Origin of the sequence: Streptomyces niger (assembly GCF_000718305.1) — a bacterium.
Taxonomy (GTDB): Bacteria; Actinomycetota; Actinomycetes; order Streptomycetales; family Streptomycetaceae; genus Streptomyces; species Streptomyces niger.
The window spans coordinates 299,428-314,317 of sequence record NZ_JOFQ01000003.1 but is presented as its reverse complement, the minus strand read 5'-3'; the positions used below and the strand labels follow the sequence as shown (position 1 = coordinate 314,317).

11 protein-coding genes are annotated in these 14,890 nt (G+C 70.6%); 5 read left to right on the top strand and 6 right to left on the bottom strand.

Annotation, left to right across the window (positions count from 1 at the left end; all coding sequences use genetic code 11):
• Nucleotides 1-45: 45 nt before the first annotated feature.
• From IF20_RS07965 to IF20_RS07945, 5 genes are all read right to left on the bottom strand, one after another.
• The gene (locus tag IF20_RS07965; RefSeq protein WP_052864289.1) at nt 46-1,647 is read right to left on the bottom strand and encodes a glycoside hydrolase family 13 protein; all 1,602 of its coding nucleotides are present in this window, start codon (nt 1,645-1,647) and stop codon (nt 46-48) included.
• 77 nt (nt 1,648-1,724) lie between these two features.
• Entirely contained in the window at nt 1,725-2,618 is an 894-nt protein-coding gene (locus IF20_RS07960) for a carbohydrate ABC transporter permease (RefSeq protein ID WP_052864288.1), read from the bottom strand.
• 12 nt (nt 2,619-2,630) lie between these two features.
• Nucleotides 2,631-3,611 carry a carbohydrate ABC transporter permease gene (locus IF20_RS07955; protein WP_110943947.1) on the bottom strand — a complete coding sequence of 327 codons (981 nt, stop codon included), beginning with the start codon at nt 3,609-3,611 and terminating at the stop codon, nt 2,631-2,633.
• Nucleotides 3,612-3,618: 7 nt separating this feature from the next.
• Nucleotides 3,619-4,971, bottom strand: a complete 1,353-nt coding sequence (locus tag IF20_RS07950; RefSeq protein ID WP_052864287.1) for an extracellular solute-binding protein — start codon at nt 4,969-4,971, stop codon at nt 3,619-3,621.
• Between the two features lie 135 nt (nt 4,972-5,106).
• Complete coding sequence (locus IF20_RS07945) at nt 5,107-6,126, bottom strand: LacI family DNA-binding transcriptional regulator (RefSeq protein ID WP_052864286.1); 1,020 nt, start codon at nt 6,124-6,126, stop codon at nt 5,107-5,109.
• 360 nt (nt 6,127-6,486) lie between these two features.
• Here IF20_RS07945 and IF20_RS07940 point away from each other — a divergent pair, with 360 nt between their 5' ends.
• The 5 genes from IF20_RS07940 to IF20_RS07920 all read left to right on the top strand — a co-directional run bounded on the left by IF20_RS07940 (nt 6,487) and on the right by IF20_RS07920 (nt 14,362).
• Nucleotides 6,487-10,149: a discoidin domain-containing protein gene (locus tag IF20_RS07940; RefSeq protein WP_052864285.1), complete on the top strand. Its 3,663-nt coding sequence runs from the start codon at nt 6,487-6,489 to the stop codon at nt 10,147-10,149.
• An 81-nt stretch (nt 10,150-10,230) separates the two neighbouring features.
• Nucleotides 10,231-10,854 carry a hypothetical protein gene (locus IF20_RS07935; RefSeq protein ID WP_052864479.1) on the top strand — a complete coding sequence of 208 codons (624 nt, stop codon included), beginning with the start codon at nt 10,231-10,233 and terminating at the stop codon, nt 10,852-10,854.
• Between the two features lie 144 nt (nt 10,855-10,998).
• Nucleotides 10,999-11,808 carry a PIG-L family deacetylase gene (locus IF20_RS07930; RefSeq protein ID WP_052864284.1) on the top strand — a complete coding sequence of 270 codons (810 nt, stop codon included), beginning with the start codon at nt 10,999-11,001 and terminating at the stop codon, nt 11,806-11,808.
• Between the two features lie 135 nt (nt 11,809-11,943).
• Nucleotides 11,944-13,467 (top strand): GMC family oxidoreductase, encoded by a 1,524-nt coding sequence (locus tag IF20_RS07925; protein ID WP_052864477.1) that lies wholly within the window; start codon nt 11,944-11,946, stop codon nt 13,465-13,467.
• 76 nt (nt 13,468-13,543) lie between these two features.
• Nucleotides 13,544-14,362 carry a hypothetical protein gene (locus tag IF20_RS07920; protein WP_052864283.1) on the top strand — a complete coding sequence of 273 codons (819 nt, stop codon included), beginning with the start codon at nt 13,544-13,546 and terminating at the stop codon, nt 14,360-14,362.
• Between the two features lie 36 nt (nt 14,363-14,398).
• On the opposite strand, the gene IF20_RS07915 is transcribed toward IF20_RS07920, so the two are convergent.
• Nucleotides 14,399-14,824 carry a pyridoxamine 5'-phosphate oxidase family protein gene (locus IF20_RS07915; protein ID WP_052864282.1) on the bottom strand — a complete coding sequence of 142 codons (426 nt, stop codon included), beginning with the start codon at nt 14,822-14,824 and terminating at the stop codon, nt 14,399-14,401.
• Nucleotides 14,825-14,890 lie beyond the last annotated feature (66 nt).

Genomic DNA, 14,890 nt, shown 5'->3' with positions numbered 1-14,890 from the left:
CTTCCCGAACCTCTCGCCCGGCATCGGTCAGGTCGTCTCGCCCCCTCAGTACCGCAGCCACACCGCGGTGTCCTGCGGGAGCCGGCCCGCGGCGTCCAGGGGGTCGCTGGTGAGCAGGACCTCGCGGTGACGGGGGAGCGGGGCCGGCTCGGGCGCGAGGTTGACGACGCAGGTCAGGCCGGTGGGGCGGGCGAACGCGAGGACGCCGTCCGGGGCCGGCAGCCAGTGCAGCGGGCCGTCGCCGAACCCCGCTTCCGTACGGCGCAGGCGCAGCGCCTTCCGGTAGAGGGAGAGCATCGAACCGGGGTCCGTCGCCTGGACGTCGGCGGCGTACGCGGTCCACCCCGGCGGCTGCGGCAGCCACGGCTCGCCCGTCGAACCGAAGCCCGCGTGCGGCTCGCCGGCCGCCCACGGCAGTGGCACTCGGCAGCCGTCCCGCCCGGGGTCGGTGCCGCCGGAGCGCGCGTGCATGGGGTCCTGGATGCGGTCGAGTGGGATGTCCGCCTCGGGAAGGCCCAGTTCCTCGCCCTGGTAGAGGTAGACGGCGCCGGGCAGGGCGAGGGAGAGCAGCGCGGCGGCCCGGGCGCGGCGGGTACCCAGGCGCAGGTCGGTGGGGGTGCCGAAGGCCTTGTCGGCGAAGGCGAAACCGGTGTCTGAGCGGCCGTAGCGGGTGACCGTGCGGGTCACGTCGTGGTTGCACAACACCCAGGTGGCGGGCGCGCCCACGGGCGCGTGTTCGGCCAGGGTGTTGTCGATCGCGGCACGCAGGGATGCCGGTTCCCAGGGCGCGGTCAGGAAGGCGAAGTTGAAGGCGGTGTGCAGTTCGTCGGGGCGCAGGTAGCGGGCGAAGCGTTCGGAGTCCGGGAGCCAGACCTCGCCGACGAAGATGCCGCCGTAGGCGTCGGCGACCGCACGCCAGGAGCGGTAGATCTCGTGCAGCTCGTCCCGGTCCAGGTACGGGTGCGGAGCGCGGTCGGGTGTGATGTCGGGCAGCCCCGGGTCCTTGGCGAGCAGCGCCGCCGAGTCGATGCGCACCCCCGCCACGCCGCGCTCGAACCAGAAGCGCAGCACGTCCTCGTGCTCCCGGCGGACGGCGGGGTGCGCCCAGTTGAGGTCGGGCTGCTGGGCGGCGAAGAGGTGGAGGTACCACTCGCCGTCGGCCAGCCGGGTCCACGGTACGCCGCCGAACTCGCTGGTCCAGTTGTTGGGCGGCAGCTCCCCGTGTGCGCCGCGACCGGGCCGGAAGTGGAAGAGTTCCCGCTCGGGGCTGCCGGGGCCGGCGGCCAGCGCGGCCCGGAACCACGGGTGCTGGTCCGAGACGTGGTTGGGCACGATGTCGACGAGGGTGCGGATGCCGAGGTCCCGGGCCTCCGCGATCAGTTTCTCGGCCTCGGCGAGGGTGCCGAAGGCCGGGTCGACGGCCCGGTAGTCGGCGACGTCGTATCCGCCGTCGGCCAGCGGCGAGACGTACCACGGTGTGAACCACAGGGCTTCGACGCCCAGTTCGGCGAGGTAGGGCAGCCGGGCCCGTACGCCCGCCAGATCGCCGGTGCCGTCGCCGTCACCGTCCGCGAAGCTCCGCACGTACACCTGGTAGATGACGGCCGACCGCCACCAGTCGGCGTCGGCACACTGGCTGCCTTCCATGAACGGGTTTCCTTTCGGGCAGGGCGCATCGCGCATGCACAAGGATGCGGGAAGAGGGGAGGGGCCGGACCGGCGCGTCAGCCCTTGGTGCTGCCGGCGCCGATGCCGGCGATGATGTGCCGCTGGAACACCAGGAACATCACGATCATGGGCAGCGCGGCGATCACCATCGCGCCGATGAGGACGGTCAGCGGCACGTTCTGGGACAGCTGGACGAGTGCCACACTGATCGGCTGCTTGCCGGTGTCGGAGAAGACCATCAGCGGCCAGAGGAAGTCCTGCCAGACCGCGACCAGCGCGAAGATGGACACCACGCCGAGCACCGGGCGGGACATCGGCAGCAGGATCGACCACAGCGTGCGCAGCTTCCCCGCACCGTCGATCTCCGCGGCCTCCAGCACGTCGCGCGGCACCTGGTCGAAGAAGCGCTTGAGCAGGTAGAGGTTGAAGGCGTTGGCGACGGCGGGCAGCCACACCGCCAGCGGGTCGTTGAGCAGGCTGATGTGCAGCAGCGGCAGGTCGGCGACGGTGAGGTACTTCGGTACGACCAGCGCCTGCACCGGCACCATCAAGGTGGCGAGGATGCCGCCCAGGATCACCTTGCCGAACGCGGGGCGCAGCTTGGACAGTGCGAACGCGGCCGCGGTGCACAGGACGATCTGCAGCAGCCACGCACCGGAGGCCTGGACGACGGTGTTCCAGAGGTGCCGGGGCAGCGACATCAGCTCCCAGGCGTCGGTGTAACCGGTGAGCTGCCAGGACTCGGGGACGAGGGTGGGCGGGGTGCGCACCAGCTCGTCCGGCGACTTCATCGCGCCGGTGACCATCCAGTACACGGGGAAGAGGAAGGCCAGCGCGAAGGCGAGCACCACGCCGGTGAACACGGTCCAGTACAGGACCTTGCCGCGCGGCGAGCCCAGGGTGAGCGGGGAGACGAGGGTGCGCACGGCACGCTGGTCGGCCTGAGTCATGAAGCGCCCTCCTTACCGGTCGTCGGTGCGGGTGAGCCGCAAGTAGAGGGCGGAGAAGGCGCCGAGCAGGAGCAGCAGCATGACGCTGAGCGCGCAGGCACCGCCGAAGTCGTTGTAGAGGAAGGCGTACTTGTAGATGAGGTAGAGGACGGTGACGGTGGAGTTCTCCGGGCCGCCGCCGGTGATGACGAAGGGTTCCGTGAAGACCTGCATCGTGGCGATGATCTGCAGCAGCATCAGCATGAGAATCACGAAGCGGGTCTGCGGAACGGTGACGTGCCGGACCCGCTGCCACACGCTCGCGCCGTCCAGCTCGGCCGCCTCGTACAGCTCGCCGGGGATGTTCTGCAGCGCGGCCAGGTAGATCAGGACGGTGCCGCCGAGGTTGGCCCAGGTCGCGACGATCACCAGGGAGACGAGCGCGGTGTCGGCGCCGTTGGACCAGTTGGAGGTGGGCAGGTGGAGGAGGCGGAGCGCCTCGTTGGCCAGGCCGGTGCCGGGGTCGTAGAACCACTTCCACAGCAGGGAGCTGACCACCGGCGGGATCATCACCGGGAGGTAGACGACGACCCTGAAGAAGGCACGGGCGTGCCGGAGTTCGTTGATGACCAGCGCCAGGACGAACGGTACGGCGAAGCCGATGAGCAGCGCGAGCACGGTGAACGTGGCGGTGTTGCGCCAGGCCGCGCCGAACTCGGGATCCTGGAACACCCGGGTGAAGTTCGCGGTGCCGACCCACTCGGGGGCGGCGCCCGGGGTGTACTTCTGGAAGGCGATGACCATCGAGCGGAGCGCGGGGTACCACGAGAACAGCGCGAAGCAGAGCAGGCCGCCGAGGAGGAAGGCGTACGCGGTGGCCTGGTCGGCCAGCCGGCGGCGGAGCGGGCGCCTGGACCTGCCGGGGGTCTTCAGGGAAACGGGCGCGCCGGCGGTGCGTGTGGTGTGCGGGGCGGTGGGCCGCGGTGGGGCCGTGTGCGGGGATGCGGTCTCCATGCCGGTGTCAGTTCCGGGCCAGGATGCCGTCGATCTTCGACCGGGCGTCCTTCAGGAGCTGGTCGATGTCGGCGTCCCGCTTGGTGAGCACCGCGGAGACGGCACCGTCCAGGACGGTGTAGATCTGCTGTGCCTTCGGCGGCTCCAGCTTCATGTCGAGCTTCTGGTTGCCGGCCACGAAGCTCGCGTAGTTCCCGACCGGGACGTTGGCGGACTTCTTCTTCAGCCGCTGGTCGGTGGCGTCAGTGGCCCCGGTGAACAGCCGCGGCTCGGGCAGACCCACCGGTGAGCCGTCCTTCGCCAGCCGCGCGTAGTTGTTCACGTAGCCGTTGCCGGGCGTGAGGAAGGTCCACTCCAGCCACTTCAGACCGGCCTTGATCTGCGCCGGGGTGGCCTTCTTGTTGAACATGTAGCCGTCGCCGCCGATCAGCGTGCCCTTGCCGCCGGGCATTGGCGCGAAGGCCAGGTCCTTGTAGTTGCCGCCGGCTTCCTTGACGATGCGCGGTACGTTGTCGGGCGCCGCGAGGTACATGCCCAGCTTGCCCGAACCCATCATCTGCAGCGTGTCGTTGATGATGAGCAGCTGCTTGGACCCCATCGAGCGGTCCTTCCAGCGCATGTCCTGGAGGTTCTGCAGCACCGCCCGGCCCGCGGGGCTGTCGACGGCGGCCTTCTTGCCGTCGGCGCTGACGATGTCGCCGCCCTGCGAGTAGATCTCGGCGGTGAAGTGCCAGCCGCCCTGGTTCTGCGCGCTGTAGTCGGCGTAGCCGACCGTGCCGCCGCCCAGTCCGGCGATCCTCTTCGCGGCGGTGCGGACCTCGGCCCAGGTGGTCGGGGGCTTGTCCGGGTCCAGGCCCGCCTTCTTGAACAGCGCGCGGTTGTAGAGCAGGCCCATCGAGTAGTTGGTGCGCGGGATGCCGTACACCTTGCCGTCCACGGTGTACGCGTCGCGAAGCGCCTGCTGGATGTCCCGGTAGCCCTTGAGGTCCTTGACGTACGGGGTGAGGTCGGCGGCCTGGTTGATGTCGACGACATGCTCGGTGTCGGTGAAGTAGGTGTAGAAGACGTCTTCCATCTGGCCGCCGGCCAGCTTGGCGTCGAAGGTCTTGGGGTCCTGGCACGGAAACGCGTCGTGGGCGACGACATCGATGTCCGGGTGCTGCTTCTCGAACGTCTTCACGTCCTCGTCGAAGCGCTTGTGGTCGATCTTCGCGCTCGGCTGCGGCCAGCAGTTCACCGTGATGCGCGTCCGGCCGTCCGAGGCCTCGGCGCCACCGGAGCCGCAGGCGGCGACCCCGGTGAGCGCGAGTGCGGTGGCGGTTGCGGCAGTGCAGGCACGTCGGAAGCCGGAACGTCTCATGGGTGGACCCCTTACGGCAGGAGTGCGGGAAGCACACAGCAACGCGCTGTGCGGCGCGCACACTCAACCACCGCCGACGGTAGGTCGCAATATGTCGAACGGACTCCGTAAAAAATTGACAGCGCTTCGCCGCGGCTACGCGGACCGCCTCCGGGCCGCCTGGCCCGTGGAGCCGCGGACGACCAACTCCGGTTCGAAGAGCAGCTCTTCCTGCGGTACGGCACCGCCCTGGATCTGTGCGCACAGCAGGTCCACCGCGGCCCGGCCCATCGCCTCGATGGGCTGGCGCACCGTGGTCAGCGGCGGCTCGGTGCAGCTCATGAACGCCGAGTCGTCGTACCCGACCACGGACACGTCCGCCGGCACATCGAGCTTGCGGCGCCGGGCGGCGCGCACCGCGCCGAGGGCCAGCGGGTCGCTGGCGCAGATGATGCCGGTGATCCCGCGCTCCAGCAGGCGGTTGGCCGCCGCCTGGCCGCCCTCCAACGAGAACATCGCCCGTGCCACGTGCTCGTCGGGCAGGGTCCGCCCGACCGCGGCGGCCGCGGCCCGCGCCATCGCCAGCTTCCGGCGGGAGGGCATGTGGTCGTCGGGCCCCAGCACCAGGCCGATGCGCTCGTGCCCCAGGGAGTCCAGATGCCGCCAGGCTTGCTCGACGGCGACCGCGTCATCGCAGGAGACGCACGGAAACCCCAGGTCGTCGATGGCCGCATTGACCAGCACCACCGGGATCTTGCGCTCCGCGAGCTGCTCGTAGTGCTCGTGCGGTGCGTCCGCCTGCGCGTAGAGCCCACCGGCGAAGACCACGCCGGACACCTGCTGTTGCAGCAGCAGGTCGACGTAGTCCGCCTCGGAGACGCCGCCCTTGGTCTGCGTGCAGAGCACCGGTGTCAGGCCCTGCTGGGCCAGCGCCCCGCCGATCACCTCGGCGAACGCCGGGAAGATCGGGTTCTGCAGCTCGGGCAGGACCAGCCCGACCAGCCGGGCGCGCTCGCCCCGCAGCTGGGTCGGCCGCTCGTACCCCAGCACGTCGAGGGCGGACAGCACTGATCGGCGGGTGGCTTCGGAAACCCCGGGCTTGCCGTTCAGGACCCGGCTGACGGTGGCCTCGCTGACCCCGACCTTCTTGGCAACTTGAGCAAGTCGTCGCGTCATGGCCGCAACGCTATCGCAAGCGATGCAAGCGGTTTGCTGCCCGAGCGCAAGACGACGAAAGCCCGGTGACGGGGAGCCGGCCGATTGTGGGGCCGCATCGGTTCGTACCGATACCGGGCTGGCCAGCGAGCTTGCCGCGACTACCGGATCTCGGCGTAGTCGGGGTGGATGTGCAACGGGAAGAAAGTCAGATGGAGGCGTAGACCAGATGACTTTTCTCTGGGATTCTCCAGCCGCTGAACGCAAAAAACGAGCATCTGATCGCTTGACGCTTCTGCAAAACCCGGGCTCCGCCCCGGAGCCCCCACCGGAGTCGCTCCCTCGCCGCCGGATGTGCGCGAGGCAGAAGATCGGGAATCCATGACACGACCAGACCTGTCACGACCACGCCAGGGCAGACGGCGTGCCGTCGCCCTCCTTGCCACCGGCCTCATGGTCGCCGGTCTGCCGTCACTGACGGCAACCGCGGCAACCGCGGCCGCCGCGCCGAACGCCGCGAAAGGCGCGACGGCCGAGGCCAGCAGCGCCCAGCGGAGTCACGGAGCCGCCCGGGCCGTCGACGGCGATCCGTCGACGTACTGGCAGAGCGCGAAGAGCACGCACCCGCAGTGGGTGCAGGCCGACCTCGGCGCCACCAGACGCATCGACCAGGTGACCCTGCGGCTGCCCGGGAACGGTCCGGCACCGGCCCAGGCGTTCACACTGCAGGGCAGCACCAACGGCAAGGACTTCACCGACCTGACGCAGGCGCAGGGGCAGGGGCAGCGGCTCGGCGGCAGCGGCGGCCGTGCCGTGAAACTCACCCTCGGTACGATGACGACCCGCTACATCCGCGTCCTGCTGCCCGCCGGCGGGAAGCTCGCCGAACTCGAAGTGCGCGCCCCAGCGGGCGGGGACAACCGACCACCCGCCGCACCCAGCGGCCTCACCCTGGCCGACTCCGCGCGCCCCGGACACACCACGCTCACCTGGCCGCGGGCGACGGACGACAAGAAGGTCACCGCGTACGACGTGTACGCCGACGGGCGGCTGCGTACCAGCCTGCCGGGCACGGTGACCGCGTACACCGACACCGATACGCGAGGCGCCGCCGTGACGTACACCGTCCGCGCCCGCGACGCGGCCGGCAACCAGTCACCGGACAGCCGGACGGTGGCCCGGAAGACCTGGAAGACCCGGGAGAAGGGCCAGGCGCGGGAGGACACACCGCGCAAGGACGGCACGCACGACGCCGCGGTCACCAACCTCGCCGTGGGCAAGGACATCACCGCCTCCTCCTACACCCAGACCTACGTGGCGAAGAACGCCAATGACGGCCAGACGAGCACGTACTGGGAGGGCGCGCCGGGCAGCTACCCGGCCACGCTGGGCGTGCAGCTCGGTGCCAACGCCGACGTCGGCTCCGTCGTCGTCAAGCTCAACCCCGACAGCATCTGGTCCACCCGCACCCAGCGCATCGAGGTGCTCGGCCGCGAGCAGAAAGCCGAGGGGTTCACCAGCCTGGTCGGCGCGAAGGACTACACCTTCAACCCCGCCACCGGGAACAGCGTCACCATCCCGGTGAGCGCCAGGGCCGCCGACGTGCAGCTGAAGTTCACCGCCAACTCCGGTGCCCCGGGCGGCCAGGTGGCCGAGTTCCAGGTCATGGGCGTGCCCGCGCCCAACCCCGATCTGGAGGTCACCCAGCTCACCGCGTCACCGCAGTCCCCGGTCGAGTCGGACGCGATCACCCTCGGCGCCACCGTACGCAACCGCGGTACGGAGGCCTCCACCGCCACCGATGTCGCCCTCCAGCTCGGCGGGGAGAAGGTCGGCACCGTCGCCGTCGGCGCGTTGGCCGCGGGCGAGTCGAAGACGGTCACCAAGAACATCGGTACGCGCGCGGCGGGCACCTACCCGCTCAGCGCCTCCGTCGACCCGGCTGACACCGTCATCGAGGAGAACGAGGGCAACAACGGCTACACCAGCCCGTCCCCGCTCACGGTCGAGCCGGTCGCCAGCTCCGACCTGGTCGCCTCCGCGGTGACCTGGTCGCCCGGCGCCCCGTCCGCCGACGACGGCGTCGCCTTCTCGGTCGCCCTGAAGAACCAGGGCACCCAGCCCTCGGCCGGCGGCAGCCACGGCATCACCCTGTCCGTCGTCAACGCCTCGGGCACCACCGTCAAGACGCTGACCGGCGCCTACAACGGCACGATCGCGGCGGGCGGCTCCACCGATCCGGTCGAGCTCGGCAGCTGGACGGCCGCGAACGGCAAGTACACCGTCAAGGTCGCCGTCGCCGACGACGCCAACGAGATCCCGGCCAGGCGGGAGAACAACACGAGCACCAAGCCGCTGTTCGTCGGCCGTGGCGCCTCGATGCCGTACGAGACGTACGAGGCCGAGGACGGTGCGCTCGGTGGCGGGGCCAGGACCGTCGGCCCCAACCGCAAGGTCGGTGACCTGGCCGGTGAGGCGTCCGGGCGGAAGGCGGTGACGCTGAACAACACCGGCGACTACGTCGAGTTCACCACCAAGGCCGCCACCAACAGCCTCGTGACCCGCTTCTCCATCCCGGACGCACCGGGCGGCGGTGGTACCGACGCGACCCTGAACGTCTACGTCAACGGCGCCTTCCGCAAGGCCGTATCGCTGACGTCCAAGTACGCCTGGCTGTACGGAGCGGAGACCGCACCCGGCAACGACCCGGGAGCCGGCGGCCCGCGCCACATCTACGACGAGGCGCAGCTCCTGCTGGGCGAGACCGTCCCGGCCGGCGCCAGGATCCGACTGCAGAAGGACGCGGCCAACACCTCCAGGTACGCGATCGACTTCGTGGACCTGGAGCAGGTCACCGCTACCCCCAACCCCGACCCGGCTGCCTACGTGGTGCCGGCCGGCTTCACCCACCAGGACGTGCAGAACGCGCTGGACAAGGCGCGCATGGACACCACCGGCAAGCTCGTCGGCGTCTATCTGCCGCCCGGTGACTACGAGACGTCCAGCAAGTTCCAGGTCTACGGCAAGGCCGTGAAGGTGGTCGGCGCGGGCCCCTGGTTCACCCGCTTCCGTGCCCCCTCCTCGCAATCCAACACCGACATCGGCTTCCGCGCCGACGCCACCGCGAAGGGGAGCACCTTCGCCGGCTTCGCGTACTTCGGCAACTACACGTCGCGCATCGACGGCCCCGGCAAGGTCTTCGACTTCTCAGGCGTCTCGGACATCACCATCGACAACGTCTGGGCCGAGCACATGGTCTGCCTCTACTGGGGCGCCGACACCGACCACATGACCATCAAGAACGCCCGCATCCGCAACACCTTCGCCGACGGCGTCAACATGACCAACGGCAGCACCGACAACGTCGTGTCGAACAGCGAGGCCCGGGCCACCGGCGACGACAGCTTCGCGCTCTTCTCGGCCATCGACGCGGGCGGCGCGGACGAGAAGAACAACGTCTACGAGAACCTCACCTCGCTGCTGACCTGGCGCGCCGCGGGCATCGCCGTCTACGGCGGCTACCACAACACCTTCCGCAACATCCGGATCGCCGACACCCTCGTCTACTCGGGCATCACCATTTCCTCACTGGACTTCGGCTACCCGATGAACGGCTTCGGCACCGACCCGACGAACCTGGAGCACATCACCATCGAGCGGGCCGGCGGCCACTTCTGGGGCAAGCAGACCTTCCCCGGCATCTGGCTCTTCTCCGCCTCGAAGATCTTCCAGGGCATCCGGGTCACGGACGTGGACATCGTCGACCCGACGTACCACGGCATCATGTTCCAGACCAACTACGTGGGCGGTCAGCCGCAGTACCCGGTCAAGGACACCGTCCTCACCGACGTCTCGATCTCCGGTGCCCACAAGAGCGGTGACGAGTTCGACGCCAAGTCCGGCGTCGGCGTCTGGGCCAACGAACTCCCGGAGCCGGGCCAGGGTCCCGCGGTCGGCGAGGCCGTCTTCCGCAACCTGCGCCTGACGGACAACGCGCAGGACATCAAGAACACCACCAGCACGTTCAAGATCACCAGAGAGTAGGAGGAAACCGGCGAGGCGGCCCCGGCGCTCCGGCGCCCGGGCCGCCGCACCGCCCGCATCGGGCGACATATGCTGCCGCCCATGGGATTGGACCTGACCCTGGTCGCAGCCGACTGGGAAAGGCTGCGCGAGACCCCCGTCGAGGACCGCATCGAAGCGCTCGAAGACGCGATCTGGCCGCCGGACCTCGACGACACGTACTACCTGACCCACGGCGGGGACAAGGGCTGGATCCGACCCCCGGGCAGGGACTCGGAGTGGTGTGCCGAGTACCGCTTCTTCTGCACCACCGGCGCCTACCGGTGGCATTCCCGCGCGGGCGACGCCTGGGCCGACCTGCGACCGCTCGCCGACGCGTCCCTGCGCGAGGCGATGGACCGCTTCCTGAACGGTCTGCTCCGGTACGAGGACCCGGCCGACGACCCCACGGTGACCGGCGCCGGAGGATTCTTCCCGGCCGCCACCGACCGCCGGCACCGCCCCACGCTCCTGATCTGCCCACCGGACGCGGCACCGGCCAAGGCCCACGCCTGGCACCAGGCGGCGCCACGCCTGGAAGAGCTGCGCGGACCCTTCGCGGCGGAGTGCGCGGGATGGGCCGGCCGCCCGGACACCTTCGAGGACTTCACCGCACTCCTCCGCGAATGGGGCGAGGTCGTCACGGAAGCCACCCGCCGCGGCTGGGGCCTGGTGGGTCTGCCGTGATGCCCGCGATGAAACCACCCGGTCAGGGGCCGGTCGCGCTGAGACCGGTGGACGCGCTGTGGTCGATCCGGGCTGCGGTCGGTAGCGCCCCGCCTCCGAGGCATACGATCGGCCTTCCCGCCCGCGTCGGAAGGTGATCTGGTCATGTCCGTGCCCACTCCCGAGGCCCACCCCGTACCGAGCCTGCTGGCGGTCTTCGCCCATCCGGACGACGAGTCGTTGTCGGCGGGTGGCGTCCTCGCCCGGCACGCGGCCGCGGGCGCACGTACCGGCGTCGTCACGACGACCTGGGCAGCGGACACCTGGCGGGCCGCGGAGTTGGCCGCGGCACTGCGGATCCTCGGCGCGGGGGAGCCGCGCATGCTCGGCTACGCCGACGCGCGCTTCGCGCCGTCGGCCCCGGGGTGCGTGCGCTTCTGCGATGCGCCGCTCGACGAGGCGGTACGGCGGTTGGTGGTGCACATCCGGGAGTTCCGCCCGGACATCATGGTCACCCACGACGGCTACGGCGGGCTGCCCGGCCACCCGGACCACGTGCACACCCACCGCGTGACCGTGCTCGCCGCCCAGGCCGCCGGGCTCGGCCAGCTGTACCCGGATGCCGGAGCGCCGTGGCAGCCGCGCGCCCTCTACCTGGCCACGCACCCGCACTCGGCCGTGGCCGCGCTGCGCGACGTGATCGGTACGCGCGAGGCCTACAGCGTCCCGGACGAACAGATCGCCGCCACCGTGGATGTCAGCCCCTGGCTGGAGCAGAAGATCGCCGCCGTACTGGCGCATCGCTCAGAGGTCGAGCGGGGAGCCGCGCCGGGCGTGATCGCCGGACTTCCGCCGGCGGAACAGGCACGGCTGCTCGCCACCGAGTGGTACCTCCGCCAGGCCCCTGTCGGTACGGCGGTGGCCGGTACGGGAGCGGCGGCCCGGACTGCGCGGACGGAACTGACCGCGTGCTGAACGGCACACCTGCCGGCGGCAGTTCGTGCGCTTGCGGACTGGCCGGGTGGCCCCCGCCTGCTTACGGTTTCCCTGCGGTGACAGTGCTCTGATGTTTCTGCAGTGAAGCCGATGATGTCGCGGGAGGAGATCGTCATGGTGGAGCCACGTACCGAGCACGACTTCGTGGTGGTGGGCGCCGGGTCGGCCGGCAGCGTGATCGCCCGACGCCTGCTGGACGCCGGCCACTCGGTCCACGTGGTGGAGGCCGGGCCGGTCGACGGCGACGAGCGCGTGCACAGCCCGCAGGGCTGGCCGCTGCTGTTGCAGTCGCCGCTGGACTGGGCGGTGATGACCGTACCCCAGAGGCACGCGAACAACCGGTCGCTGTTCTGGCCCCGCGGCAAGGTGTTGGGCGGCTCCAGCTCGCTCAACGGCATGATCTACATCCGCGGGCACCGCAGCGACTACGACGCGTGGGCCTACGAAGGCTGCACCGGCTGGGATTGGGACAGCGTGCTCCCCCTGTTCAAGCGGTCCGAGGACCACGTCGACGGCGAGAGCGCGTGGCACGGCAAGGGCGGCCCGCTGCCGGTCAGCAGGATCACCGAACCGCACCCGACGGCCGCCGCCTTCGTGGAGGCCGCCGTCGCCCTCGGACACCAGCGGACGGACGACTTCAACGGCGACCGGATGGTCGGCGTCGGCTACAACCACGCCACCATCCGCGACGGTCGCCGCATGAGCGCCTGGCAGAGCTTCGTCGCGCCGGTGCGGGACAACGCGCGGCTGACCGTGACCACCGGCGCCCACGTGCACCGCGTACTGCTGGCGGACGGCCGGGCGGTCGGCGTGGAGTACGCCGCCGAGGGCGGCCTGCACCGTGCGTACGCCGCCGCCGAGGTGGTGCTCAGCGGCGGCGTCATCGGCTCGGCACAGACCTTGCTGCTCTCCGGCATCGGCCCCGCGGCACACCTCCGCGAAGTCGGCGTCGACGTGGCCGTGGACCTGCCCGGCGTCGGGGAGAACCTGCACGACCATCTCCTCGTCAGCAACGTGTACGAGGCCTCCCGCCCGCTCCCGCCGGGACGGGCGAACCTGCTGGAGAGCCAGCTCTACACCGCCACCGATCCGCGTCGCCCGGGCCCCGACCTGCAGCCGCTCTTCCTGCACCTGGTCTACCCGGCCGAGTCGTACCCGGTCCCGGAGCACGGGTACACCATCGCCCCCGGCATCGTCCGGCCGCTGTCCCGCGGCACGCTGCGGCTGGCCTCGGCCGACCCGGGAGCCGCCCCACTGGTCGACCCGAACGTCCTCGCCGAGCGGTACGACCTCGAAGCGCTGGTCGACGCGGTCGAGTTGTGCCGGGAGATCGGCGGTCAGAGCGCCTTCGACGCCTGGCGCAAGGCGGAAGTGGCCCCTGGACCGGAGGCCCGTACGCGGGACGACCTGCGCGCGTACGTGCGGCGCGCGGTCGGCACCTACCACCATCAGGTCGGCACCTGCCGGATGGGCCAGGACTCCCGCGCCGTGGTCGACCCCGAACTGCGCGTCCGCGGCGTGGACGGGCTCCGCGTGGCGGACGCCTCGATCATGCCGTCGGTGCCGTCCGGCAACACCAACGCGCCGACCATCATGGTCGGTGAGAAGGCCGCCGACCTGCTCATCGCCGCGTCCTGACCTGCGGGGCGACTACGCTCACGGAGCCGGCCCGCGCCGGTGACGTGAGCACCCGCGAGCCGATGGAGGAGCCGCCATGCACTGTGGAACGACTGTCGGAGTACACGGCATCCTTCATCGGCACCCCTGGCTCGCGGACGCCGATGCGGAGGAGCTCCGCGAGACCGTGCTGGATCTCGCGCTGGCGCGTGCGGACGCCTACGGCTGGTACGCGCCCTACGGTTGGCGCACCGCGAAGGGCAGGAAGGCCCGCCACGAACCGGAGCGCTGGCTCGCATGCGATCAGGGCGGTGACTGGGCCGGCGGCGGTGAGATCCGCGAACTCGCTTGGATGCGCGCCGACATCCCCGAGGACGTACGCCACCCGCGTCTTCCGGTGCTGCCGATGGCGCGCACGCTGCTCGACGGGCTCGACCGGGTGGGCGCCGTGGCCCTCACCGCGCTCTGCGCCCACCTGCCGCTGCAGATCACCGCGGGGGACGCGTCCGGTGAACTGGACGAGATGCGGGAGTGGTTCGCCCTCGGTCCCCCGGCAGCCTCCCTACCCGTATCCTCCGCCGCGTCCGCCGAGGTTCACCTGACGGTGTCCGCAGCGTCCTCCTCCGCGTGGGGTGCTCGGCACGAGACCGCGCGTGTGCACCGTGCCGTACAGGAACGGCTCGGCGGGGCAGCGGAGGTGCGCATCCCTCGCACGATCGATGCCGCGCACCTCCGGTGCCGGGGAACGAGCGGGGAACTGCCGGCGGGTACGCGGCCGGTGGCGCAGTTCGCGGTTCGCGTGCGAGAGTGGTCCGCCGATGTCGCGCTGTGGCTGATCGAAGCAACCGGCGATGCCCTGCGCGCGACCGGCCACTCGGTCCCGGTCATGGTGACCGTCTCCCGGCCGTCTTCCTGACCGTTCCCGAGTGGCCGTGCGCGCGCGAGGACCGCCCTACACCTCGCCGAGGTCGGCGCCGACCCAGCGCTGCGGGCGCATGCGGATGATGACGTGCGGTTCCAGTTCCCGCTCGGCGAAGTCCACGAACTCCTCGGCCTTCTCCCTGGGCAGGTACCGGGAGGCGAGTGCGAGGTGGTCCTCGCGCGTGCCGGGGCCCACCCCTGTGACCGGCCCTTCGACGGAGACGTAGCGGACGGTGGGCGCCACGCGGTCCACCATCATCGTGAAACGGCCGGCAGCATCGATCAGCTGGGCCTTGCGGGAGTTCCGCCCCGTCAGGATCCAGAGTTCACCGCCCGGCTCGTAGTGGTACCAGATCGGTACGGAGAGCGGCGCCCGCCCCTCCTCGGCCGCCACGGCAAGAGCACCGACGTGCGGCTCGGCCAGGAACTGCTCGCGTTCTTCGCGGGTCAATGCCACGAGTCCTCCTCAACAGCTCGATTCGGTTCCTGTCTCGACGACTCTCCACAGTACGTACAGAGCCCG